Below are 23,832 nucleotides of genomic sequence, written 5' to 3' on the forward strand. Positions count from 1 at the left end.
ACAGCCTCGCCGGCGGGTGGTGGCTACGCCAGCGTCACGGCCGCACCCGGCTCGGCCAAGCGCAGAAACTTGATGCCGTGTTTCTCAAAATACGGTCCGTAGTTGTCGTAGCGCTGCTGCACAAAGAAAGGCTTGATATACCCGTCGTGCACCGGCAAAATCTGCCTGGGCCGCATCTTCAGGGCAAAGTCGGCTACTACCAGTTCCGTGAGGAAAGGCGCAGTGACGGGCAGTATCAGCAGCTCTACCCCCGCAAACTGGAGCAGGTTCTCGGCGAAGGAGTCGGCCACGTTCAGCACCCGGCCGTTGACCAGCCAAGCCGTCATTTGGGGCAAGGGGCTGTCGAGAATGGCCTCGTGCCGCACCGGCAGGGCTTGCAGCTGAAACGCGCCCAGGTCGAGCGGACCTTCCTCGTGGATTTGCACGGCCAGCCCCTGCTTTTTCAGCTTGGCGGCCACTTCGCCATTGGAAATAAGGGTGGCCCCACTTAGCTCGACGATGCGCTGGAGGGCATCCACGTCGAGGTGGTCGGGGTGGTCGTGGGTGATGATGACCGTGGCTACGTCCTTGAACACGTCGGGCTGCACCAGCCCCTCGTTGAAGGAAAACTTGCCGGGGTCGAACAGCAGTTGCTGGCCGTTTAGCTCAAACAGCAGGCAGGAGTGGATGTACTTGGTAATGCGCATGGGGGTAGGGATAAAAATGCCTGGTATGCTGGGTAATGCCAGTAAGTTCAGTCGCCCAGCCAGCGGTCGGCCACCAGGCCCAGGGCGTAGTTGAGCTGCACCAGCAGCAGCAGGATGGCCCCGGCGTACACGCTTACGAAGCACAATCCCGCCGCCGCCGCGTAGAGCACCTGCATGAGCACGATGCGCCGTACCAACGCCTGGCTCACGGCCGCATCCACGGCCCGCAGCAGACTGTGGCGCTGGGCGTAGCGGTAGCTGCCCAGCAGGGCCGCGCCCACCAGCAGCAGGTTGGCCCAGTACACCAGCACCGCCCCGCGCAGCGGGAAATGCGTGGTCAGAAAGGCCGTCGAAAACGGCAGCAGGCCCACCACCAGCAGAAAGGCAATGTGCCACCAGGCCAGCCGCCGGTCGCTGTGCTCCAGGTACGTGAACTGCGTGCTCTGGCACACCCAGAAGATGCCCAGCGACAGAAACCCCAGCACGTAGCCCCCGATGCTGGGCAGCAGCCCCAGCAGGGCCGGCCCCACGTCGGCCTCGGTGCGCACGAGGGCGGCGGCCGGCACCCGCAGGTTGAGCACGAGCAGGGTCATGGCGATGGAGAACACGCCGTCGCTCAGCGACTCGATGCGGCGCAGGTTCTGGCCCGCCACGGTGGTGTAGGCCACGGGCGGGGTGTGCAGCCGGGCCACGGGCTAGCGGCGGGGCTTGGCCCGGCGGTGGTCACGGCGGTCTTCCCGGCGCACCAGCTTCGGCTCTTTGCTGAGGCTTTCGCCGTGCCGGATGGTGTGGGCGCGGTCCATTTTGCGGTCGGCCCGCTCCTGCTTCTGCACGCCGCGGGGCGTGTTTTGGGCGGCGGCTGGCAGGCTAAGGGCGGCAAGGGCTACCGCAGCAGCCAGGGGACGAAAAAAAGTCATAAGCGTAAGAAAGAGCGTAAAAAAGGGCCCGCCCCCGCCGTGTACGGCAGGGGCGGGCCACTGGGTTGGGGCGCGTCTACTCGCCGCTGGCCTGGGCCTGTTGCACCTCCTCCCCAAGCAGGTTCGACTCGGGCGTGGCGGAGTAGGGCACGGTTTGGGGAATGAAGTCGGCATCGGCACCGGGCTTGCTGTAGTCGTAGGGCCAGCGGTACACGGTGGGCACCTCGCCGGGCCAGTTGCCGTGCGGCACGTCGATGGGCGTGGTCCACTCCAGCGTGTTGGAATTCCAGGGGTTTTGGGTGGCGCGGCGGCCCCGCCACATGCTGTAAAAGAAATTGAACAGGAAAACAAACTGCGCGAAGAACACGGCGATGGCCGCCAGCGAAATCATCCGGTTGAGGTCAGCAAACTGCGAAAAAGCGTCGAAGCCCGTCCAGGAGTAGTAGCGGCGCGGGAAGCCGGCAATGCCCAGGTAGTGCATGGGCATGAAAATGAGGTAGACGCCCACGAAGGTGAGCCAGAAGTGCACGTAGCCCAGCTTCTCGTCCATCATCCGCCCAAACAGCTTCGGAAACCAGTGGTACACCCCGGCAAACATTCCGAAGAAGGCTGCCGAGCCCATCACCAGGTGAAAGTGGGCAATGACGAAGTACGTGTTGTGCAGCTGAATATCGAGCGCCGCGTTGCCCAGCACGATGCCCGTGAGGCCGCCCGCGATGAAGAGCGACACGAACCCGATGCTAAAGAGCATGGCCGTCGTAAACCGGATGTTGCCCCGCCAGAGCGTCGCAATCCAGTTGAAGCTTTTCACGGCCGAGGGCACGGCGATAATCAGGGTCAGAAACATGAACACCGACCCCAGGAAGGGATTCATGCCCGTCACGAACATGTGGTGGCCCCACACCGCGAACGACAAAATGAGGATGGCGAAGAGCGAGCCAATCATGGCCCGGTAGCCGAAAATGGGCTTGCGGGCATTGGTAGCCAGGATTTCGGACACGATGCCCATGCCCGGCATGATGACGATGTAGACCTCGGGGTGGCCCAAGAACCAGAACAAGTGCTGAAACAGCACGGGCGAGCCGCCCTGGTTGTGCAGCGCCTGCCCGGCAATGTAGATATCAGAGAGGTAGAACGAGGTGCCAAACGAGCGGTCGAACACCAGCAGCAGCAGACCCGCAAACAGCACCGGAAACGTGAGAATGCCCAGAATAGCCGTGATAAAGAGCGCCCACACCGTGAGCGGCAGCTTGGTCATGCTCATGCCTCTGGTGCGCAGGTTGAGCACGGTGGTCACGTAGTTGACGCCGCCCAGCAGCGTGCTCACCACGAACAGCACCATGCTCACCAGCCACAGGGTCATGCCCAGGCCCGAGCCGTCGATGGCCTGCGGCAGGGCCGAGAGCGGCGGGTACACCGTCCAGCCCGAGGCGGCGGGGCCGGTTTCGATAAAGAGCGAGGTAAACATGACGACCCCTGACAGGAAAAAGAACCAGTACGAGAGCATGTTCATGAAGCCCGACGCCATGTCGCGGGCCCCAATCTGCAAGGGAATGAGCAGGTTGGCAAACGTGCCGCTGAGGCCCGCCGTGAGCACGAAAAACAGCATGATGGTGCCGTGCATCGTCACCAGGGCTAGGTAAAACTCGGGGTTGAGCTTGCCGCCCTCTATCCACTTGCCCAGCAGCGGCTTGAGCCACTCCAGCGTGGCCTCGGGCCAGCCCAATTGCAGCCGGAAAAGCGTGGAGAGCACCCCGCCCACCAGCGCCCAAAACATGCCCGTGAGCAAAAACTGCCGGGCAATCATCTTGTGGTCCTGGCTGAACACGTACTTGAACAGCCAGTGCTGCGCCTCGTGGTGGTCGGGCCCGGCCAGGTGGTCGGCGTGGGTAGTGGCCGGGGCGGCGGCCGTGCCGATGCCCCCCTGCGCCTGCGAGGAGGCCGTGAACTCAGTAGCCATAGCGTAGTGCAAATTGCCCCCGGCCGGCCAGCGGCCCGCGCCAGGGAGTGGAAAGAAAAGGGCGCCCTAGGGAGGGGTAGCGTGGGCTTGGTAGTCCGAGCGCTCGCGCAGCGAGCAGTTGCGGGCAGTTGCGGGCGAACGATTTCCGATGCCAGATGCTCGCTACGCGAGCACTCGGACTACCAAGCCCACGCTACAGCAACTGGCCCAAGGCAAACTTACCCGCCCAGTCTACCAGGCAACTGGTCGTTTTCCAGGTTTTTCTGGTACAAAGCCGGGTTTTGGCGGTAGGCCCGGGGCGAGCAGCCCGCGTGCTGGCGGAAGAAGCGCCCGAAGTGCGAGGCATCCTCGAAGCCTAGGGCATAGCCCACCTCGGCCACCGACAGGCCCGTGGTGCCCAGCAGGTGCCGGGCCTCGGCCAACACCCGCGCCCCAATAAGCTGGCGGGCGGGGCGGCCCAGGTGTTGGCGGCAGCAGGCGCAGAGGTGGTCGGGGCTCAGGTGCAGGCGGGCAGCGTAGTCGCGCACCGCGTGTAGGGTGCGAAAGTGCGCTTCCAGCAGCTGCGCAAACTGCCGGGCCACCGCCGCCCCCCTACCCCCCTGCGGGGCCGGCGCGGCCGGAAAAGCCAGCGCCAGCAGCAGGTGCAGGTAGGCGCGGGCCTGGGCGGGGTCGGCGGCCGGCTCGGCCAGGGTGCGGGCCAGGCCGCGCAGCAGGGCCGGCACTTCGGCCCGCTCGGCTGGGGGCAATACCTGCGCCCACGGCCCCGGCCCGACCGGCAGCCCCGGCGCGGGAAAGCTGGCCAGGTAGTAGTCGGCCAGAAAGCACACCACCTCGCCCCGGCAGCCCGCCGCCAGCGCCCAGCCCAGCACCGGCCCCGGCGGCAGCAGCACCAACTGCCCCGGTTGCAGCGCCAGCGCCTGCCCCGGCAGGTGCAGCACGCCCGCGCCCCGCGCCACGTGCAGCAGCAGCCAGAAGCGGTGGGCGTGGGCCACGCCCGGTGCCCGGGCCGCCAAGGCTTCGAGGCGCTGCATCCGCAGCGGCTCGTCGGGCCGCCCAGTGGGGCACACCCGCCAGTCGAGAAAGGGAAGGGTCGTGGGGTTCATGGGGAGGGGAGTTAGTGGAATAGCGCGCCAGGGCCTACCCCCTAGGGGGCGGGCGTCAGCAGCTGGCCGTTGGCCACGGGGCTGATTTGCAGTACCTGGGTGGCGCTGCCGGTCTTGCCCGCGTTGTCCACCACGGCGGCTTTTACCGTGACGCTGGTTTTGCCGGCTGGCAGCTGCAGGGTGCCGCCCACCGTCCAGCCGAAGGTGGTGCGCACGAAGCCGCTGGGGTCCACCTCGCTGCCGGCCGTGTTAAATACCGGGGCCAGATTGCCGCCGGCCGCGATGACGTTGCCGTTGGGTTGCAGCAGTGGCACGTCGAAGGTCACCACTAGGCCCGGCGCGTAGCGGTTCGGCCCCTTCGACGACTGGGTGCCGTCCACGATGGTGCCGCGGTCGGCATCGGCCTTGCCCAGGGCGTTCTCGTTCACCCCGATGCCGTTCTTCGACTTGTCGAGGGCCGACACCTGCACGAAGAACAGCGCCCCCTGGCTGGGCGGCGTGGGCAGCACGCCCGCCGTCTGGATGCCGGGGCTGATGCTGCTGCCCGCGCGCGGGGCCAGCAGCGTCACGGTGGGGCCAGCCGGGTCGTCGGCACCGGGCGTGAGGGCGGTGGTGAGGGGGGCCGGCGTGAGGGCCTGGCCGCTGGCCACCCCACCGGGGCCGGTGCCCACGCTTACTTTTTGGGTGGTCGTGGTGACGCGCCCCGCGCGGTCCTTGATGGCGGCCGTGAGGTTGAAGCTGGTGGTGCCGGCGGGCAGCGACTCCAGCACGTGCCAGCTCACCCAGGTCGTGACGCCGGGGCCGGGCGTGTCGTCGGTGCCGGCGATGTTAAAGAGCGAGGCCAGGTTGGTGCCCTTGGCGATGACCACGCCCGCCGGGTTGGTCAGGTCCACGTCGAGGCTCACCGTCAAGCCGGGCAGGTTCACGTTGGGGCTGCCCACGGCGGCGGCGTTGCGGATGTTGAGGCCTTCCTTGGTGGGGATGGTCACCGTGTCCTGAGTCACGATTTCCAGGTTCACTAGGAAACCCGCCCCATCGAAGCTGCCCGCGCCGGTGCGGCCCACGCCGGGGGCTACCACGGCACTTGCCACGGGCGACACGATGTGCAACAGCGGCGAGGTATCGGCGGCCTGGGTATCGTCTTTTTTGCACCCAGCCAGCAGGGTAGCGCCGCCCAGCAGGGCCGTGGCCAGCCTCAGGGCCAGCCGGCGCGGGGCGCGGGTAGAGGTGGAGAGAATAGTCATGTTAGGAAAGGAGTGAATGGGTGAGTGGGAAGAAAGAAATATGCTGTTGAGGGGTAGTGTCGCCTTGCGCGTGCGCCTCACCCCCTAGCCCCCTCTCCGAAAAGGAGAGGGGGGACTAGCTTTAGTTTTTAGCTTTAAAATTTTGTAAAACAGATTCTTATAACTAGAAGTAGAGCTAAAACTAGAACTAGTTCCCCCTCTCCTTTTCGGAGAGGGGGCTAGGGGGTGAGGCGCACAGACCAGGTCCTCACCCCTATTCCCACCCATTGCGCCGAAAAATGGCGTGGCCCTCGGCCGACTTCAGAAAGGCCACGAACTGCCGGGCCGTGGCCGCCTGGGTGGTGCGCTGGGTGAGAGCGATGGGCGTGCCCCGGCTCACGCGCTGGGCGCGGGGCAGGCGCACCAGGGCCGAGCCGGGCAGGCGCGGCTGCCACGAGGCGTAGGTTATCCAGGCATCGTAGCCCTGGGGCTGCTGCTGCCAGAGGGCCACGGCCTCGGCGCTGGTCTTGACGGAGGTGCGGGTGTTGTGCTGGAGATTGGCGATGAGGGCCGGGGTGCGGGCCATGTCCTCGGTCATGCCCATCTGGCCGGCCCCGTTCACGTCGAGCAGGCGCACGCCCTCCTTGGTCAGGTCTTCGAGGCGCTTGATGTGCAGGGGGTTGCCCGTGCGCACCAGCACCGCCGACTCGCGGGCGTAGAGGCTGGTGCGGCTGGCCTCGTCCACCAGGCCGGGGTGGGCCAGCGCGGTCTGGGTGAGCATGTACTCGGCCCCGCCGTACACCAGGTCGGCATCCTGCGCGGCCTGGGGTAGCCACTGCGGCTCGGGGCCGGCGGTTACTTCCACCGCGATGCCGGTTTGCTTGGTGAAAGCGGCGGCGCACTCCTTCATGGCCGTGGCCGGGCCGCCGGGGCCGTACACGCGCAGCGGGGGAGCCGAAAGCGGCGGGGCCGACTGGGCCAGGGCCGGCGCGGCTAATAACGTAGTGAGCATAAGGCAGCGGGCTACCCGGCCGAGCCGGGGGCGAAACAGGGTTTGCATGACGAAAAAAGCGGTTAGTTGGCCGGGGGCAGGAAGCCGTACTTGCGGTACACGGCCTGCCCGGCGGGGCTGGTGAGGAAGGCCACGAAGTCCTCGGCGGCCTGAGCGTGGGGCGCGGCTTTCATCACCCCGGCCACGTAGTTGGCCGTGATGTTTTCCTTAGCCGGAATCTCGATGTTCTCCACCGGGTGGCCCAGCATTTTCTGGTAAAACGCCTCCGTGTACCACACCGGGGCGGCATCCGACTGGTCATAGAGCACGCGCATGGGCGACTGCCGGTGGTGAATCTGGGTCAGGAACGTGCTGCCGGCTTTTACCTTGGTGGTCATCACGGCCGTTTTCAGCGCCGCACCGCCGGCCTTCTCGTACGATTCCTCGATGCGCTTGCCGATGCCTTCCCACTCGGGGTTGGGCATGCTTACCCGCACCTCGGGGCGGCCCAGGTCGCGCAGGCTCTGTACTTTTTTGGGGTTGCCCTGGCGCACCAGGATGGCCAGCCGGTTTTGAGCGTAGCTGCTGGTGCGGGCAAACCACTCGGGGGTCATGTCCATCCGGCTTTTACCGGCCGCGTACACGTCGGGCTTCAGGGCGATGCGCAGGTTGCCCACCACCAGCGCCCCGCCCTGCGCAATCTGCTTGGCCAGGATGCCGGGGGGCAGGGTTTCGACGAAAATGCGCTGGTACTGGGGGTAGGCCTTACGAAATTCGCGCAGCAAGTCATCGAGCACCATAAACTGGTTGCCGCCGAAAAACACCACCAGCTGCGGGTCCACCACGTCGCCGTAGAGGTCGGGCACGTTGTCGATGCCGGGCACCGTGAAGGCTTCGCCGGTCTGAAACGGCGCGTTCCAGGGCGGGTCGAAGCGGTGGGCGGCATCGGGCGGGGCAGGCTTTTGAATGGGCATGGCTTGGGCGAACGCGGCGGCCGGGGCCAGCGCGAGCGCGGCCAGGGCGAGCAGGTGAAGGAGGCGTTTCATGGGCGTGGCTAGGGGCGAATGAGCGCTTTAGGGGTGCACCAGCGACCAGCCCTGGGCCTGCCGGATTATCAACTCCCCGTTGCCGCTGGGCACGTAGGCAATGAGCGACAGCAGCTCGTCCTTGCTTATCTTCTTCTCCTTGAGCGTATTCAGGCATTGCGCCAGGATAACGCCCTGCTGCTTGAGGGCCGTGAGCTGCGCCTCGTAGGGCTGGTCCTTGCGGTAGAGCGTGGTGCCGTTGCCAAAGGCAATCAGCTCGATGGTCACCTTGCCCTTCAAGCGGGTGTCGGCCAGCGCGTTGCTGATGTTGCGCAGCGTCTGCTGAATCAGCTTGGGGTCGTCGCTGTCGAGCTGGTAGATGGCGTTATAGTGCGCCAGGTCGGCGGTGGCCCCGGCGAAGGTGCCTTTCTGAAAGGCTTCGGCGTCGTGCATGGCAGCGGGAGTTTGGGCGTGGCTGGAAAAGGCGAGGCCGGCGGCGAGCGCGGCGGTCAGCAGCAGGGTTTTCATGGGCAGGAATTTGTGCTAAAATGTTTGCTACGACGCGGTTACTCCGCACCCTTTTTGCCCTGGCTCATAGCCGCGTAGGGCCCGAACTGGTGCTGGTGCTGGGTAAACTGGTCGGCGTAAGGGGGGTAGGGGCAGTCGACGGGCTTCTTACTTAGGTCAGGGTAGTCCTTTTCGAGGTGGGCCATGCGGGGCCGGGGCATCGAGTTGATGTAGGCCGCGATGTCGTAGGCATCGGCATCGGAGAGAATGGTGTGCTCGGCGGTGGCCCCGAAGGGCATGTTGGCCTTGATAAAGCGGGCCGCCGTTTGCAGGCGGTGCATGCCGGCCCCGTCGTTGTAGCTGTCGGGGCCCCACAAGGGCGGGTACTGGTACTGCGCGTCGGAGCTGGCGCGCTGGCCCTGACCGCCCGCCCCGTGGCAGCTGGCGCACTGCTGGGCATACAGTACTTTGCCCTGGCCCAGGTCGGCCGCCCGGTTCGGAAACGTGACTTTTACGAAGCTCTGGCCCTTCACTTTTTCCCCTACCGGCACCTGGCGGCCCAGCCACTTCATGTAGGTCACCAGGGCCTTCATCTCCTTGCCGTCGAGGGGCAGCGGGCGGCCGTTGAGGCTGCGGGTCATGCAGCCGTTGATGCGGTCTTCGAGGGTGCTAATGGCATTCTCGCGGCCTTTGTAGGTGGGGTAAATACCCCAGATGCCCACATAGGGGGCCGAAAAGGCCTTTTGGCCGGCTTGCAGGTGGCAGTTCTGGCAGGCCAGGTTGCTGCCCGCCAGGCGCAGCAGCGGGTCTTTTACCTGGGGCCCCAGGTACTGCGGGGTGTGGGCAATCAGCTCGTGGCCGTAGCGAATCAGCTCGCCCTCGGGGTTGTGTTTTACGCTGTCGAGCAGGAACCGGGCCGGGGCGAAGAAATTGGCGGACTGCTTCGGGGCCGAGCCAGCCCCCGCAACCGGCGCGGCCGTCGTAGCGGCCAGCGGCGCGGCGGGCCGGGGCGGAAACACCAGCAGGTAGGCCGTCACGGCCACTACCAGCACCAGCAGGCCGGTGAGCCAGGTCAGCAGGCCGGCCACTTTCACAAACACCTGCTTGTCTTCGGGTTGCAGACGGGGAGTAGGGTCAGGAGGCGTGGCCATGGCGGAGAGGATTGCTAAAAGAGCCTGTTTATCAGCGGGCTGGCACCCGTATTGGCCGAGCCGGCAGCATTTGCCACCGGCCCGGCGCACCAGCCTAGACGGCGTGCAGAATGACGTAGAGCGAGGCGGTCGAAATCACTACCCACAGCAGCACGCCCAGCACGTAGGGCTTGATGCCTACCGACTTTACGACCTTAGCCGACAGCCCCGCGCCGATGAAGAACAGCGTGACCGTGAGGCCGATTTTGGCCAGGTTCACCATCACCGGCCCCAGGGGCTTGGCGGCGGGCACGAACGTGTTGACCAGCATGGCCAGGATGAAGCCGAAAATGAAGTAGGGAATCTTGATTTTAACGCCCTTCTGCTTGAAAATCATGGCCGTGCCGATGGCCACCGGGATAATCCAGAGCGCTCGCGCCAGCTTCACCGTAGTGGCTACTTCCAGGGCCTGGTTGCCGTAAGCGGCCGCCGCGCCCACCACCGAGCTGGTATCGTGGATGGCGATGGCGCACCACAGGCCAAACTGGTTCTGGCTCATGTGCAGGGCGTGGCCGATGGGCGGGAAGGCGAACAGCGCAATGGCATTGAGCACGAACACCGTGCCCAGACCCACCGACATCTCCTCGTCTTTGGCCCGCAGCACCGGCCCGATGGCCGCGATGGCCGAGCCGCCGCAGATAGCAGTGCCGCACGAAATCAGGTGCACCACGTGCTTACCCAGACCCAGCCACTTCCCGACGAAGTAGCCTAGAAACAGCGTGCCGAAGATGGAGACGACCGTGAACAGGATACCTTCCTTGCCGGCCTGCACCGCCGCGTGGGCGTTCATGCCAAAGCCCAGGCCAATCACCGAGAATTGCAGCAGCTTGTGCGTAAAGGCTTTGGTGTGGCTGGTGAAGGGGTTGCCCACCGTTTGGGCCAGCACCAGCCCTAGGGCCAGCGCGATGGGCGGCGAGGCCCAGGGCGTGAGGCAAAACACCAGAAACAGCCCGAACACCACCTGCCGCAAGGTAAAATCCTGCCCAAAAGCCACGCGGGGCGTGTGCAGGTGCCGGAAGATGCCGGTGGTATTTACCCCTTCATCAAGGGCGGCGGCGGCGTGGTCCTGCTCGGCCGGCGAGGCGAAGAGCATCGGCTCGGCGCTGTGCTCGGGCTGCGGTGTGGGGGGCGCGGGAGTGGTGAGGTGGCTCATGGGGAAGTGGTTGTTATCTGGAGCAAATTTACGGCGCTTGCCCCTTGCTAGTTTATCTTAAAATGTTATGCGTAATAACCATTGGTTATGACAGGGAGCCGTAGCGTTCCCGGCACAGGGTAAGCAGCCGCGCGGCGGCCGGGGGCAGCGGCTGGTCGGGGCGGCGCACGCTCACCAGCGGGCGCGTCAGGCGCAGCCCCAGCACCCACACTTCTTCCAGTGCGCCGGCCAGCAGCTCGCGGGCCACCGCCCGGCGCGGCAGCAGCCCGATGGTACCCGGCGCGGCCAACAGGCGCTCCTTGATGGCCGCCAGCTGCGGCAGGTAGCGCACCTGCGGCAGCGCGGCCAGCTCCACGCCGTGCGCCTGCCGCAAGTGCTGCTCGATGCAGGCCAGCGTACCCGACCCCGGCTCGCGCAGCGCCAGCGGCCCGGCCAGCACCTGGGCCAGCGGCAACGGGCGCGGCGGGGGGCCGCCCGGGGTAGCCTGGCGCACGGCCACCAGCTCGTCGTGCAGCAGGTGCTCGTAGTGCAGGCGGGGGCAGCGCTCCAGGCCTTCCACAAAGCCCAAATCCAGCTCGCCCCGGCGCAGGCAGTCGGCCACCTGGCCGGTGGGCAGGTGACGCAGCTGCACCTGCAGGCCGGGCAAATGCCGTTGCAGGCTGGCCAGCAAAACGGGCAGCACGTAGCCGCTCAGCGTGGCGCTGGCGCCCAGGCGCAGCACTAGGGAATCGGATGACATCGGGGCGGGTGGTAAAAAGTAGCCGGGCGGCCTGTTCTGCCCCGGCCAATCAACTGCCAACTAGCCCGCTAGTACCAGGCGACCGGCGCTGATTGTGCGTCAAAATTACCTGGCTACCCCGCACCTTGTGTATTCCAAATGCTTATTCAGCATAACCAGAAATTATGAAGAGGCGCATGCCAGCCGCTCGCTCCCAGTCCCTAAATGCCGCCTGCCCGGCTGCCAGCTGGCCAAACCAGCGGCAACCGGGCAGGGGCCTAGGGCACGCGGCCAGCCGGGCGCTACAAGCTCGTCTGCTCGTTTTTCAGGTCGTACACGTCGCCGCCGGCGTAGCGGGGGTCGTCGAGGGCGTAGGCGGCGCGCTCCATGTCGTCATCGGCCCCGTGGGCGGCGATGATGGCGGCGGTAGCCTGGTTTTGCGCCACGTGGCCGCGCTGCTGGGCGGGGTCGGCCTGGGCATCGCTCATGCAGTAGTGCTCGGTAGCCGCCGCGTGCTTGCCCCGAAACGCGCTGAACTCGTCGGGGTTATCGTTGGAGCCGTCGTAGCTGGTTTCGCGGTAGGTGCGGGGCGCGTGGGGGTCGGCGGGGTGGCCGAAGTCGCCATAGTGGGGCGTGCCGGCGTGAGCTTCGTCGGCGGGGGTAGCGGGGTTTTCGGGGTGCTGGCTCATGCGTGAAAAGAGAAAAAGAGGTGATTGGAAGAAGTGAGTAGCCACGTTGTAGCCGCGCCGCCGAATCGCCCAGCGGGCACTGACAGGGGCTGACGAACTCAAAAGTAGCGGACGAACTACGTGGTCAGGTTATTCAAAATAGTTATTGCGAATAACCATTTTGAGCAGCCTCTTGACAGCTCAGCGCCCAGAAACCAGTCGTCACCCGCCTCCGGTTCTGCGCGTAGGCAGACGGGAAACGGGGGACGGCTAGTGTCTAGGCGTAGCATAGGCTTGTCCTAAAAGCCCGTCTGCTCGTCTTTTAAATCGAATTTGTCGCCGCCCGCATAGCGCGGGTCGTCCTCGGCAAAGGCGGCGCGCTCCACATCTTCGTCCTTGCCCTGGGCGGCCAGCACGGCGTCGGTAGCCCGGTTCTGGTCGGCGTGGCCGCGCTGCTGGGCAGGGTCGTAGGGGCCGGTTTCGCAGCCGCCGTGGGTGCCTTCGGGGTCCATGTAGCCGCCCACGTATTGGCGGTTAGGGTGGTGCTCCGGGGTAGCGGGCACGGTGGCCGGGTCGCCAAAGGTACCGTAGTGCGGGGTGCCGGCGTGGGCACTGTCGGCGGCAGGCTGGGCGGTTTCCGGCGTGGGCTGTTCGGCGTCGGGGGCAGGGTGGTTTTGCATGGTGAAAGGGGAAATAGCGGGCTTTGCCGCTGATAAGTAGCTGCTACGTAACCCTTCCACCTACGCCGGTTGTTCGCCCGGCGTTCAGTTGATTAGTTATCGCTTATTCCCTTTGGTTATGGAAACGCTACCCTGGGCCTGCGCAAAGAGCCAGAACCGCTGGGCCGGGCGGGGCAGCGGCTGGCCCTGCACCCATACCGCCTCAAACTGCCGGGGCAGCGCCAGCCCGGCAATGGGCACCACTTCGAGCAGGCCCGCCGCTAGCTCGCGCGTCAGCGCCTGCCGCGACACGAAGCCCAGGGCCGCCGGGGCGGCTTCGAGGTAGCTTTTGATGGCCTCCGTACTGTCTAGGTAAATAGCTACTGTCAGGTCGGAGAGCTTGATTTTGCGCTCGCGCAGGGCCATTTCCAGCACTTCCAGCGTGCCCGAGCCGCGCTCGCGCAGCACCAGCGGGCTCGCCAGGGCTTCGGCCAGGGGCAGGGCTTTGGCGGGCGGCCCAGCGGGCGTGGCCCGGCGCACGGCCACCAGCTCGTCGGGCAGCAGCAGCTCGTAGTGCAGGTCGCGGCTTTTGGTGCGGCCCTCCACGAAGCCCAAATCCAGCTCGCCGCGCAGTAGCGCGTCGGCAATGCGCTCGGAATTAGCATTAAGTAAGGTAAGCTGCACCTGCGGGTAGCGGGCCTGAAAGGCCGGTAGCCAGCCCGGCAGCACGTACTGGCTCAGGGTGGTGCTGGCCCCCAGGCGCAGGCGGCCGGCGGCTTCTTCGGGGTCGCGCAAGCCGGCCAGCTGCTCGTCGAGCTGTTGGGCCGAGGCGGCCACGGCCTCGGCGTGGGCGTGCAGCAGGCGGCCGGCCTCGGTGAGGCTTACGCGGTTGCCGCGCCGCTCCAGCAGGCGCTGGCCGTACTGGGCCTCCAGCTCCCGAATGTGCTTGGTGACGGCTGGCTGACTCACGAACAGCTCCTGGCCGGCCTTGGTAAAGCTCAGGTGCCGCGCCACGGCGGCGAATACGCGCAAGCGAAAATCGGACATGGGCGCGAAGGTCGGGGCCGTAGCGCGGATTTTCCGGCAAAAAGGGCGGGCGGGCCGTATGGGCCTCCTACTTTACCTGCTCCCGCATGTTCGCACACTTATCTATTCCCCTGTTGCTGCTGGCCTTTGCGGCGGCCGGGGCGGCCGTCTGGGTGGCCGGCATTTACCTGGCCAATGCCACCTCGGTGCTGGCCAAGCGCTTCGGGCTGGGCCAGGCGCTGGGCGGCCTGCTGCTGCTAGCCGTGGTCACCAACCTGCCCGAGCTGGCCATCACGGTCAGCGCCGCCCTGAGCCAGCACCTGGAGCTGGCCATCGGCAACATCCTGGGCGGCATTGCGATGCAGACGCTGGTGCTGGTGGTGCTCGACGTATTTGGCCTGGGCAAAAAAGCGGCCCTCACTTACCGGGCCGCCTCGCTGGCGCTGGCGCTGGAAGGCGTGCTGGTGCTGGCCGTGCTGGCGGCCGTGCTGGTGGGCAGCCAACTGCCGGCCGCCGTTATCGTGGCCCGCGCGACCCCGGCGGGCCTGCTCATCCTAGGGCTCTGGGTGGTGGGCCTGTGGCTGATTGGGAAAGCGCAAAAAGGCTTGCCCTGGCAGGCGCACGACGCGGCCCCAACTGGCAGCCCGCCGCCTAAGCCCCCGGCCCCGGCCCAACCACAGCCCCCGGCCAGCACCGGGCGCACGGGGCTCGTATTCCTGGCTTCGGCCGTGGTGACACTGGTGGCCGGCGTGGTGCTGGAGCGCAGCGGCGACGCCTTGGCCACCCACTGGGGTTTGAGCGGCCTGCTGTTTGGGGCCACGGTGCTGGCGGCGGCTACCTCGCTGCCCGAGGTATCGACTGGCCTGGCCTCGATGAAAGCGGGCGCGTATGAGCTGGCCGTCAGCGATATTTTTGGGGGCAACGCCTTTTTGCCGGTGCTGTTTGTGGTGGCCAGCGCGCTCTCGGGCCAGGCCGCGCTGCCCCACGCCGGCAAGGCTGACCTCTACCTCACAGGCCTGGGCATGCTGCTCACCTGCGTGTACGTCTATGGGCTGGTTTTCCGGCCGCAGCGGCAGGTGGCCCGCATGGGCCTCGACTCGCTGGCAGTGCTCGCGCTATATGCGCTGGGTATGCTGGGGCTGCTGGCTATCAGTCACTAACAACCCTACTACTTTTCCCTACCCCATGCCCGACATCGTTTTGCTTCGCCACGGCGAGAGCACCACCAATTTGGCCAACGTCTTCACCGGCTGGACCGACGTGGACCTCACGCCCCAGGGCGTGGCCGAGGCCCACCGCGCCGGCCAGCTGCTGCACAAGCACGGTTTCCGCTTCGACGTGGGCTACACTTCCTACCTCAAGCGCACCATCAAAACGATGGACATCGTGCTGGAAGAGCTGGACCTGCTCTGGATTCCGGTGCAGAAGACCTGGCGGCTCAATGAGCGCTTCTACGGGGCGCTGCAGGGCCAGAACAAGGCCGCCGCCGAAGCCCAGTACGGGGCCGGGCAGGTACTGCTGTGGCGGCGCGACCCCTACGCGCACCCGCCTGCCATCACGCCCGCCGACCCGCGCTACCCCGGCCACGACCCGCGCTACCAGCACCTCACCGACCGCGAGCTGCCCCTGACCGAGAACCTGAGCGAAACGCTGGCCCGCGTCCTGCCCTTCTGGACCGAGACGGTAATGCCCGCCCTGCGCCAGCGGCAAAAAGTTATCGTCTGCGCCCACGGTAACAGCCTGCGGGCCCTAGTGCAGTACATCGACAAGCTCACCGACGAGCAGGTGACCCAGCTCGACATCGTAACCGGCGTGCCGATGGTGTACCAGCTCAATGACAACCTGGAGCGGGTAAACCATTATTTGCTAACGGAATAGGGCTACGGCAGCGCCGCCACCTGCGCGGCCAGCTGGGTTAGCTCCTGCTTCAGCAGCGCCACGCTGGATTCGAGCTGGTCGTAGAAGTTGGCCCGCATTTGCAGCTCGCTGGCCGCGTAGGTGCCGCCGCGGCCGAAGAGCAGGTGCAGCAGGCGCTGCCGGTCAGCGGAACTTCTAGCCCCTAGCTCGCCGGTGGTTTGCCAGCGGTGCAGCAGGGCTTCGCGCCGCGAAAGCGCGCCCGTCGCGCCAGCGGGGGCCGTGAGGTAGGCCCACACCGGCGCGGCCAGGGTGCGCGGCTGCGTAGTCACCGGCCCTAGGTCCACTAAGCCAATGTTGGCCAGCGCGTTGCGGCGGTGTGCGTAGGAAATGCGCGCATCGGGGGCGTAGAGACTGAGCAACCCCAGCGCCGCCCCGGCCAGGCCAAACGCGATGCCAACCGGGCGGTAAATTGATTTGCGCACTTCCAGCAGCGCCAGCCCGCCGGTGACGACCGTGCCCAGGGCCCCGAGCACGATGGCCAGCAGCGTGTAGCGCCGGATGCGGCGAGCGGCCTGGTCGAGCAGGTAATCGGCCACCTGGTCGGCGCGCTCCTCCTCGCAGTCCAGCTCGGCGGTGGTGCTGCCCACCAGCAGGGCCAGGGCCGCCAGCTGCTCGCCCACGCGCTGCCGGGCGCTCAGGCGGGCCAGCGAGCCAAGTGGGGCCGCCACCAGCTGATGCAGGGCCGGCGCCAGGCCGTAGCGGTTGGCAGCGGCCAGCGTGGGGGCCGTGAAGTGGCGGCGCAGCAGGGTATCGGCCGCTAGCTGCGGGGCCGTCAGCACCGGGCCGGGGAGCGCGTAAGGCAGCTCGGCGGGGGCACACGCCACGGCAGCCGCCGGCGCGTCCAGCGCCCGCGAAGCGCCTACCTGCGCTACCACGCAGCCGCTCAGCCAGGCCAGCAGGGCAAAGCCGGCCCCGGCCGCCGCACGCCACCGCCGGGCCGCAGACAAGAAAGGGAAACTGGTCATGGCAGCAGGCAAAGAAGCCTCCTTAACGGCCGGGCCCGCCACAGGTTTTTAGCAATAATAGCCGGCAGGCTGCCCAATTATCACAACCCGCCCGTCGTCGCCTCGTATAAGGGCGCAGTACGGTGATGGATTTCCACCGCGAACCGCCGGCGCCTGGTGCGCTGCGCTGATGATTCCTACGAGACGGCTGGCCCTGGTGGCTACGCCGAGTAGTTCATCTTAGCGTTCGCTCCCGTGGCTTATCACCCCCTTTACTCCCGCTTAGTACCCGCCCGTTTACGGGCCCTCTCGCCTACCCCCACGGCTTGGTTTGTGGGGCGCTGGCTGCTGCTCTCCAGCTTGGTCGGCGCGCTGGCCGGCACTGCCTCGGCCGGCTTCTTAGTGAGTTTGGAATGGGTGACGCGCTGGCGCGAAACCCACCCCTGGGCCCTGGCGCTGCTGCCGGTGGGCGGCCTGCTGGTGGGGCTGGCCTACCACCGCTTTGGCAACCGGGTGGTGAAGGGCAACAACTTGATTTTGGACGAAATCCACGCCCCGAGCGAAGTAATTCCGCTGCGGCTGGTGCCGCTGGTGCTGGGCGGCACGCTGCTCACGCACCTGTTTGGCGGCTCGGCGGGCCGCGAGGGCACGGCCGTGCAGATGGGCGGGGCGCTGGCCGACCAGCTTTCGCGCTGGCTGCCCCGGCGCGAGCGGCAGCTGCTACTCATCGCGGGCATGAGCGCGGGCTTCGCCTCCGTGTTTGGCACGCCGCTAGCCGGGGCCGTGTTCGGGCTGGAGGTGTTTCTGCTCGGCTCGATGCGCTACGAGGCCATTTTGCCCAGCTTTTTGGCCGCTATGGTGGCCGATGCCGTCACGCGGGCCTGGGGCGTGGGCCACACCGCCTACCCCGCGCTAGCGGCCCTGCCGCTCACGGCCCCAGGACTGGGCTGCACCCTGCTGGTGGGGGCCTTGTTTGGCCTCACGGCCCGCAGCTTCGCTACCCTCACCCACTGGATAAGTAAGCAGTTTGCCCGCATCGCCTACGCGCCGCTGCGGCCGGTGGTGGGCGGCGTGCTGGTAGCGGGCATCATGTGGGCGCTGGGCACCATGCGCTACGCTGGCCTGGGCGTGCCGGTCATCGTGGAGGCGTTTCAGCACCCGCTGCCGCCCCAGGATTTTGCCTGGAAGCTGGCCCTGACGGCCCTCACGCTGGGGGCGGGCTTCAAGGGCGGGGAGGTCACGCCGCTGTTTTTCATCGGGGCGGCGCTGGGCTCGGCGCTGGCCGTAGTGCTGCCGCTGCCGGTGGCGCTGCTGGCGGCGATGGGTTTCGTGGGCGTGTTTGCGGGTGCGGCCAATACGCCACTGGCCTGCCTGTTCATGGGCCTGGAGCTATTTGGTACCCACGCGGGCATCTACCTGGGGCTGAGCTGCGTGGTGGCCTACCTGTTTTCGGGCCACAGCGGCATCTACTCCTCTCAGCAGGTGGGCCAGCCTAAGCACCCGCTGTTGGGCCGCCACCGGGGCCGCCGCCTGGGGGCGCTGCACCAGCCGGCCGACCGGCGGCCCTAGGGCAGGCCGCGGCCTTTTTCTTCACCACCCTCCTTTTCCTCGCCATGCTCGACCAGCTGCAAACCCTAGACACGCGCCTGCTACTGCTGGTTAATGGCCACCACGCGCCCTTTTGGGACGGCCTGCTGTGGTGGGCGAGCCAGACGTTTACCTGGGTGCCGTTCTACGCCGCGCTGCTGGCCGTGCTGGTGGGCAGCTTCGGCCGGCGGGCCTGGGTGCTGGTGCCGCTGATTGCGGTGCTAATTCTGGCCAGCGACCAGCTGGCATCCGGGCTGCTCAAGCCCTGGGCGCACCGGCTGCGGCCCAGCCACGAGCCCGGTCTGGTGGGGCAGCTGCACCTGCTGCACGGCTACCGGGGCGGCCCCTACGGCTTCGTGTCGTCGCACGCCGGCAATGTATTTGCGCTGGCGTTTTACTTGTTTTTCACGGCCCGGCACCGGCTGCCGGAGCTGGCCTGGGTGCTATTCCCCTGGGCGGCGCTGGTGGCCTACAGCCGGGTGTACCTGGGTGTGCACTACCCTTCCGACGTGCTGGTGCCCGCGCTACTGAGCCTGCCCCTGGCCTACGGCGTGAGTTGGCTCTATACCTGGATTATCGCGCGCTATGTGCCGCTTTCCTCCACTTCTACCTCAACAATTGTCTGATGACTAGCCCGTTGCCCGCCTCGCCGGCCGGATTTCCGCTCTCGGCCACCCACCAGCGGGTGCTCAGCTCGCTGGTGCTGCTGCTCGAAGACCGCCTGGCCAGCCTGCGGGCGGTGCTAGGGCCACACGCGCCCGGCATCGCCCAGCAGTGGGCCGCCGACTTGCCCGAGGCCGACCGCGCTGCCCTGGCCGCCACGGCCGAGGCGTTTCACGCCGAGCTGGCCGCCCTGCACGCCGCCTACCGCCTCGACACGCAGACCCGCTCGCCCCGCCACGAGGTAGCCTTCCGCGCCGCCCAGCTCTGGGAAATCCTGGGCGACGCGCCGGCCGCCAAGTTCAGCGGCTACGGGGCCCTACCCCCGGCCCTGGCCCCCGACTGGGATGCCCGCGTGCTGCGCCTCACCGAGTTAGCCAACCAGCTGCTGGCGCAAGCCAACGCCCCCGATTCGCCCCCTGCCCACCCCTGACCAGGTTGGCCGGCCATTTTATCCCACTTCATTTTTTCAAACCCCCATGAAAATCACCTCCCTAACCGCCCTCGAAGTGCTCGACTCGCGTGGCAACCCCACCGTCGAAGCCGACATTACCCTCGAAGGCGGCGCCACCGGCCGCGCCCTGGTGCCCGCCGGGGCCAGCACCGGCGAGAAAGAAGCCGTGGAGCTGCGTGACCGCGACCCCCAGCGCTACGGCGGCCTGGGCGTGCAAAAGGCCGTGGCCAACGTGCAGGGCGAAATCAGCCAGGCTATTCTCAATCAGGAGCTGGCCGACCAGGCCGACCTCGACCACCGCCTCATCGCCCTCGACGGCACCCCCAACAAAAGCCGTCTCGGGGCCAACGCCCTCCTGGCCGTGTCGATGGCCTACGCCCGCGCCCTGGCCGCCGCCAACGGCAAACCGCTGTACCGCCAGCTGGCCGACCAGGCCAGCTACGTGCTGCCCGTGCCCTGCCTGAACGTGCTCAACGGCGGCCGCCACGCCGACAACAACGTGGATTTTCAGGAATTCATGATTGCCTCGCACAACGCCCCCACCTTTGCCGAGTCGATTCGCATGAGCGTGGAGACGTTTCACGCCCTCAAAGCCCTGCTTAAGCAGAAGGGCTACTACACGGGGGTAGGCGACGAGGGCGGCTTCGCGCCCAACCTGAAGTCGAACGAGGAGGCCGTGGAGCTGCTGCTCGAAGCCATCACGAAGGCTGGCTACCGGCCGGGCACCGACATCTCGCTCTGCCTCGACCCCGCGTCGAGCGAGCTGTGGGAGAAGGGCAAGGATGGCCAGCCGGGCCAGTACCGCTTGTTCAAATCGACCCAACAAACCTTCACTTCCGCGCAGTTCAACGACCTGTGGGTGAGCTGGGTAAGCCAGTACCCCATCATCCTGCTCGAAGACGGCATGGGCGAGGACGACTGGGCCGGCTGGCAGCTGCACACCCAGGCCCTAGGGAGTAAAATCGAGCTGGTGGGCGACGATATTTTCTGCACTAACCCCGCCATCCTGCAAGCCGGTATTGACCAGCACATCGCCAACTCGGTGCTCATCAAGCTCAACCAAATCGGCACCGTCACCGAAACGCTCGCCACCGTGCGCCTGGCGCAGGCCAACGGCTACAACCAGTTCGTCTCGCACCGCTCGGGCGAAACCGAGGACACCTTCGTGGCCGACCTGACGGTAGCCACCGGCGCGGGCCACCTCAAAACCGGCAGCGGCTCGCGCTCCGAGCGCATCGCCAAGTTCAACCAGCTGCTGCGCATCGAGCGCGAGCTGGGCGGCGCGGGGCGCTTTGCGGGCATCAAGGCCTTTAAGAATCAATAAATGACGGCGGTCGCCTCGGTGGGCTACTGGCGCCAGTAGTCCGCCGGGGCTGACTTCTCACGTGCACCTTATGTCTCGATTGCTAGCCATCATCGCCGTGGGCGGGGCCCTGGGCAGCGTGGGCCGCTATTTGTTGCAGCTGCTGGTGGCGCGGCACTTCGTGCACCCTTTTCCGCTGGGCACGCTACTGGTCAACGTGCTGGGCTGCCTGCTCATCGGCTTCTTCTACGCGGCGGCCGAGCGGGGCACCATCGGCTCGCCCGAGCTGCGACTGTTGCTCACCACGGGCTTTTGCGGGGGCTTCACCACGTTTTCGACCTTCTCCTACGAAACCATCGCCCTGCTCACCGACGGCGAATACGCCTACGGGGCGCTCTACGTGGCCGGCAGCGTGCTGCTGGGGCTGGGGGCCACGTTTGCGGGCGTGGTGGCGGTGCGCTTTTTATAAACTTCTCTTCTTAACCCTTTTATCGCATGGCTACTTTGCAACCGGCGCAGCTGCTACGCCTCTACGTGAGCGAGCAGGACAAGCACCAGCACCAGCCGCTCTACGAGGCGCTGGTATACGCGGCGCGGCAGGCGGGCCTGGCCGGGGCCACCGTCACCAAGGGCGTGCTGGGCTTCGGGGCGCAGGGCCAGGTGGAATCGGCCAAGCTGCTGACCCTGGTCGAAAACCTGCCCCTGGTGCTGGACTTCGTGGATAGCCCGGCTGCCATCGCCCGCTTCCTGCCCGAAGTCGAGCGCCTGTTTAGCGAGGCCGGCAGCGGCGGGCTACTCACGCTGACCGAAGTACAAGCCGCGCATTATTAAGTATTGACTAATGGCCCCTACCCCACCCCCGTTGCCCGCCGTGCGCGAGCTGGGCGAGCTGCGCATCTACCTCACCCAGGCCGACAAGCACGCCGCGCCGGGCCTGCGCGGCCGCCTCTTCCCTGACCCGCTGGCCCACGCGCTGGTCGACAAGGCGCACGCCTTCGGCATTTTACAAGCCACTACCCACACCAGCGGCTACGGCTACGCGCTGGGCGGGGCCGTGCGTGCCCGCCACCTCGAAGTAGAAGCGGGCCAGCTGGCCCTATGCGTGGAACTGCTCGACGAGCGCACGCGCCTACTCGCTTTCTGCCAGCAGCAGCAAGAACTGCTGCGGGGCAAAGTCGTGGTGTTTCGGCCGGTGGAGCAGTGGGAAGTCGCCCGCAGCTTGCCGGAACAATAGCGGGACAATCCGCGCCAAAAAAAATCTTAGCAGGCGACCAATCTGCTGGCCGTGCCGGTGCCGGTGGCTGATGCGCAGGTGGCCCGAGCTGTAAAAGGCGCTGGGTTTGTTTTGCGACAGCTTATAGCCCGTCGTAGCTGCGCAGCAGCTGAGCTATCCGCCGCATGGTGAGCAGCACCTGGTCAAAGGCGGGGAGTTGACTGTGCAGCAGCCTTGGTAAATCCCGCTCGTAAGGCTGTTGAAGCTGGCGTAGGTTCGCCGCCTGCTCGGTGTAGGCCCAGCAGGCCGTCAGGGGTCGGGTTTTCCATTCCCGGGTGGGGCCAATGACACCGGCTCGCGCATCGTCGCGCTGTACGGCCGCCAGCTGCTGGGCCAGGCCGGGGCCAGCTAGCAGGGCTACTATTTCGGGGTGACTGACCAGCTGCTGCAGGTCGTAGAGGTGGCGCACCTTGCGGCCGGCCGCCGCGACCGGGTCTGTTTCGTAGGAAACTCGCACCAGGGCCATTATTTTCTCGGCAAACGTGCGTGCGAGGCTCAGCACGTTGAAATCGAATGCTTCCAGGCCGTATTCCCGCACGGCTTCCGGTTGCCCCTAGTCGAGCAGGTATTGCCCCAGGTAAGATAGCAGCGGGCGCTTGCTATGCGGCTCGGGCTCGCCGAAGGCCGTTATTTCCAGCAAGATGTGCTCCGTAGTGGTCGGCACCGGGTCGGTGAACAGGTGCGGGTACTGGTGGTACACCAGCCGGTTGTGGCCGCGTTTGCTGGTCAAGCCGGCTAGTTCTACTTCCGGTAGGTCGCCGGCTGCGGTTTTATGAATTTCTCGGATGAGTTTCTTCAGCGCGCCGTCACTTTGCTGCTCCTGTAGGATAACCGCCAGGTCCACATCCTCTGAAAAGCGCTCGATGAGCCCGTAGCCTTTGGAAAGCGATGTGCCGCCCTTGAACACGACCTGCTCGGCAACGGTCGAATCGGTGAGGTTGCGCAGCACCCACGTCACCCAGTAGTCTTTCTCAATAAAGCTTTGCCGCATGCCCCGCGCCGTCGCGGTAATGGTAATCAGGTTGCGAAAGTCCTGCTCTTGGGTATGCAGGGTCATTGGATTCGCCATGGCGCACGGTTAGGTAATACCTGCTCAGACAGGCCAAGCTTGTAGGAGGTTAGGGGATTTAAACCAGCTTTTAGCTTGGTGGCCAGCTTGTTTTCGCCCAGCCCTTCCAGCAGCGCGCCCAGTATGGCTCGAGTGGCGGGGTTATAGCCCTGCGCCAGGCGAACCACCTTGGTTTTGTCAGCTGGGGGCAGCTGGTTTACCTGCTCGCGCAGGCGTAGCAGGGCCGTCGCCGGCGAGGTGTCGGGTAGGCGTTTGAGCTGCCGCAGGGCGTCGAGCAGCTGGCGCAGCGTCACTTCCTCCAGCTTCACCTCGCCCCGACTCTGCACAAAGCGCACGCGCACGTTCCCGACTTTTTTGGGTCGGCCCGGCCGGGAAGTAGCGATTTCGATTTCCTGGGTCACCTGCGTAGTCAAGCCCAATCGATTAAAGGCGGCTACCCCGGTCGGGTAGCCCCGTAGTTTCTTGTTGGACGCTTGCAGGAGTACTTGCAGCACCTGCTGCTCGGAAACCGGCACCGGTCCGAACCGGCTTTGCAGGGGTAGGCGATAGGTACCCTTAGTAACCTGTTGCACCACCCCTTGCTGGCGCAGCCGGCTCAGATTCACGGCGACGGTGCCCGGCGCAATACCCAGGCCGGCAAAGTCACTATAGCGCACGAGCGAGCCCGGCGCAAGCTGTTGCAAGCGGTTGAGCATCTTCTGGCGGGCAGTTGTCGGTCTGGTTGGCTCTGGCATTGGTCGCGGCCGGTAAAGATAGCAAAGGTGTAAAGTTTTTTTACTGCAAAACATTACAAATCGCT

At 66.2% G+C, this 23,832-nt stretch carries 26 protein-coding genes, 1 pseudogene and 1 riboswitch; of the genes and pseudogenes, 9 read left to right on the plus strand and 18 right to left on the minus strand.

The genetic code is table 11. The annotated features are described in order from the left end of the window. Nucleotides 1–23: 23 nt before the first annotated feature. From FNT36_RS24365 to FNT36_RS24440, 15 genes are all read right to left on the minus strand, one after another. Entirely contained in the window at nt 24–686 is a 663-nt protein-coding gene (locus FNT36_RS24365; RefSeq protein ID WP_144853189.1) for an MBL fold metallo-hydrolase, read from the minus strand. 47 nt (nt 687–733) lie between these two features. Beyond that, on the minus strand, nt 734–1,378 hold the full coding sequence (locus tag FNT36_RS24370; protein ID WP_144853191.1) for a TMEM175 family protein: 645 nt from the start codon (nt 1,376–1,378) through the stop codon (nt 734–736). 3 nt (nt 1,379–1,381) lie between these two features. Beyond that, nucleotides 1,382–1,603, minus strand: a complete 222-nt coding sequence (locus tag FNT36_RS24375; RefSeq protein ID WP_144853193.1) for a hypothetical protein — start codon at nt 1,601–1,603, stop codon at nt 1,382–1,384. Nucleotides 1,604–1,679: 76 nt separating this feature from the next. After that, nucleotides 1,680–3,563 carry a cytochrome c oxidase subunit I gene (locus FNT36_RS24380; protein ID WP_144853195.1) on the minus strand — a complete coding sequence of 628 codons (1,884 nt, stop codon included), beginning with the start codon at nt 3,561–3,563 and terminating at the stop codon, nt 1,680–1,682. Between the two features lie 218 nt (nt 3,564–3,781). Then, a complete protein-coding gene (locus FNT36_RS24385) occupies nt 3,782–4,666 on the minus strand; it encodes an AraC family transcriptional regulator (RefSeq protein WP_144853197.1) in 885 nt (294 codons plus the stop codon). A 41-nt stretch (nt 4,667–4,707) separates the two neighbouring features. Then, the gene (locus FNT36_RS24390; RefSeq protein ID WP_198173000.1) at nt 4,708–5,910 is read right to left on the minus strand and encodes a hypothetical protein; all 1,203 of its coding nucleotides are present in this window, start codon (nt 5,908–5,910) and stop codon (nt 4,708–4,710) included. A gap of 253 nt (nt 5,911–6,163) precedes the next feature. Beyond that, complete coding sequence (locus FNT36_RS24395) at nt 6,164–6,949, minus strand: substrate-binding domain-containing protein (protein ID WP_233636202.1); 786 nt, start codon at nt 6,947–6,949, stop codon at nt 6,164–6,166. A gap of 14 nt (nt 6,950–6,963) precedes the next feature. Further along, a complete protein-coding gene (locus FNT36_RS24400; protein ID WP_144853199.1) occupies nt 6,964–7,926 on the minus strand; it encodes a molybdate ABC transporter substrate-binding protein in 963 nt (320 codons plus the stop codon). Between the two features lie 27 nt (nt 7,927–7,953). Next, on the minus strand, nt 7,954–8,433 hold the full coding sequence (locus FNT36_RS24405) for a DsrE family protein (protein WP_144853201.1): 480 nt from the start codon (nt 8,431–8,433) through the stop codon (nt 7,954–7,956). A 38-nt stretch (nt 8,434–8,471) separates the two neighbouring features. Beyond that, nucleotides 8,472–9,563 carry a c-type cytochrome gene (locus tag FNT36_RS24410; RefSeq protein WP_144853203.1) on the minus strand — a complete coding sequence of 364 codons (1,092 nt, stop codon included), beginning with the start codon at nt 9,561–9,563 and terminating at the stop codon, nt 8,472–8,474. A gap of 94 nt (nt 9,564–9,657) precedes the next feature. Further along, nucleotides 9,658–10,755, minus strand: a complete 1,098-nt coding sequence (locus FNT36_RS24415) for a YeiH family protein (RefSeq protein ID WP_233636203.1) — start codon at nt 10,753–10,755, stop codon at nt 9,658–9,660. Between the two features lie 85 nt (nt 10,756–10,840). Continuing rightward, nucleotides 10,841–11,494, minus strand: coding sequence for a LysR substrate-binding domain-containing protein (locus FNT36_RS24420; protein WP_144853205.1), 654 nt, complete (start codon nt 11,492–11,494; stop codon nt 10,841–10,843). A 281-nt stretch (nt 11,495–11,775) separates the two neighbouring features. Further along, complete coding sequence (locus tag FNT36_RS24430; RefSeq protein WP_144853209.1) at nt 11,776–12,264, minus strand: hypothetical protein; 489 nt, start codon at nt 12,262–12,264, stop codon at nt 11,776–11,778. 176 nt (nt 12,265–12,440) lie between these two features. Then, on the minus strand, nt 12,441–12,821 hold the full coding sequence (locus tag FNT36_RS24435) for a hypothetical protein (RefSeq protein ID WP_144853211.1): 381 nt from the start codon (nt 12,819–12,821) through the stop codon (nt 12,441–12,443). A 96-nt stretch (nt 12,822–12,917) separates the two neighbouring features. Further along, a complete protein-coding gene (locus tag FNT36_RS24440; protein ID WP_144853214.1) occupies nt 12,918–13,847 on the minus strand; it encodes a LysR substrate-binding domain-containing protein in 930 nt (309 codons plus the stop codon). A gap of 86 nt (nt 13,848–13,933) precedes the next feature. Here FNT36_RS24440 and FNT36_RS24445 point away from each other — a divergent pair, with 86 nt between their 5' ends. Both FNT36_RS24445 and gpmA read left to right on the plus strand, forming a co-directional pair. Next, a complete protein-coding gene (locus tag FNT36_RS24445; RefSeq protein ID WP_144853216.1) occupies nt 13,934–14,986 on the plus strand; it encodes a sodium:calcium antiporter in 1,053 nt (350 codons plus the stop codon). Nucleotides 14,987–15,011: 25 nt separating this feature from the next. Further along, nucleotides 15,012–15,704, plus strand: coding sequence for a 2,3-diphosphoglycerate-dependent phosphoglycerate mutase (gene gpmA / locus FNT36_RS24450; protein ID WP_144853218.1), 693 nt, complete (start codon nt 15,012–15,014; stop codon nt 15,702–15,704). A gap of 2 nt (nt 15,705–15,706) precedes the next feature. On the opposite strand, the gene FNT36_RS24455 is transcribed toward gpmA, so the two are convergent. Then, entirely contained in the window at nt 15,707–16,708 is a 1,002-nt protein-coding gene (locus FNT36_RS24455; RefSeq protein ID WP_144853220.1) for a hypothetical protein, read from the minus strand. A 112-nt stretch (nt 16,709–16,820) separates the two neighbouring features. Next, nucleotides 16,821–16,894, plus strand: a riboswitch (Fluoride riboswitch). Between the two features lie 48 nt (nt 16,895–16,942). Here FNT36_RS24455 and FNT36_RS24460 point away from each other — a divergent pair. The 7 genes from FNT36_RS24460 to FNT36_RS24490 all read left to right on the plus strand — a co-directional run bounded on the left by FNT36_RS24460 (nt 16,943) and on the right by FNT36_RS24490 (nt 21,925). Beyond that, on the plus strand, nt 16,943–18,256 hold the full coding sequence (locus tag FNT36_RS24460) for a voltage-gated chloride channel family protein (RefSeq protein ID WP_233636204.1): 1,314 nt from the start codon (nt 16,943–16,945) through the stop codon (nt 18,254–18,256). A 44-nt stretch (nt 18,257–18,300) separates the two neighbouring features. Beyond that, complete coding sequence (locus tag FNT36_RS24465) at nt 18,301–18,900, plus strand: phosphatase PAP2 family protein (RefSeq protein WP_144853222.1); 600 nt, start codon at nt 18,301–18,303, stop codon at nt 18,898–18,900. Beyond that, nucleotides 18,900–19,367, plus strand: coding sequence for a hypothetical protein (locus FNT36_RS24470; RefSeq protein WP_144853224.1), 468 nt, complete (start codon nt 18,900–18,902; stop codon nt 19,365–19,367). The genes FNT36_RS24465 and FNT36_RS24470 overlap by 1 nt, the downstream gene beginning before the upstream one ends. Before the next feature lie 46 nt (nt 19,368–19,413). After that, complete coding sequence (eno, locus tag FNT36_RS24475; protein WP_144853226.1) at nt 19,414–20,712, plus strand: phosphopyruvate hydratase; 1,299 nt, start codon at nt 19,414–19,416, stop codon at nt 20,710–20,712. Nucleotides 20,713–20,782: 70 nt separating this feature from the next. Beyond that, entirely contained in the window at nt 20,783–21,160 is a 378-nt protein-coding gene (crcB, locus tag FNT36_RS24480) for a fluoride efflux transporter CrcB (protein WP_144853228.1), read from the plus strand. Nucleotides 21,161–21,186: 26 nt separating this feature from the next. Then, nucleotides 21,187–21,522: a DUF190 domain-containing protein gene (locus FNT36_RS24485; RefSeq protein WP_144853230.1), complete on the plus strand. Its 336-nt coding sequence runs from the start codon at nt 21,187–21,189 to the stop codon at nt 21,520–21,522. 10 nt (nt 21,523–21,532) lie between these two features. Beyond that, nucleotides 21,533–21,925 carry a DUF190 domain-containing protein gene (locus FNT36_RS24490; protein ID WP_144853233.1) on the plus strand — a complete coding sequence of 131 codons (393 nt, stop codon included), beginning with the start codon at nt 21,533–21,535 and terminating at the stop codon, nt 21,923–21,925. A gap of 121 nt (nt 21,926–22,046) precedes the next feature. On the opposite strand, the pseudogene FNT36_RS26075 reads toward FNT36_RS24490, so the two are convergent. Then, nucleotides 22,047–23,033, minus strand: a pseudogene (locus tag FNT36_RS26075) (nucleotidyl transferase AbiEii/AbiGii toxin family protein). Continuing rightward, complete coding sequence (locus FNT36_RS24505) at nt 23,018–23,767, minus strand: type IV toxin-antitoxin system AbiEi family antitoxin domain-containing protein (protein ID WP_233636205.1); 750 nt, start codon at nt 23,765–23,767, stop codon at nt 23,018–23,020. The pseudogene FNT36_RS26075 and the gene FNT36_RS24505 overlap by 16 nt, the downstream one beginning before the upstream one ends. Between the last annotated feature and the right edge of the window lie 65 nt (nt 23,768–23,832).

It is taken from the genome of Hymenobacter setariae (assembly GCF_007713685.1).
In the GTDB taxonomy this organism is placed as follows: domain Bacteria; phylum Bacteroidota; class Bacteroidia; order Cytophagales; family Hymenobacteraceae; genus Hymenobacter; species Hymenobacter setariae.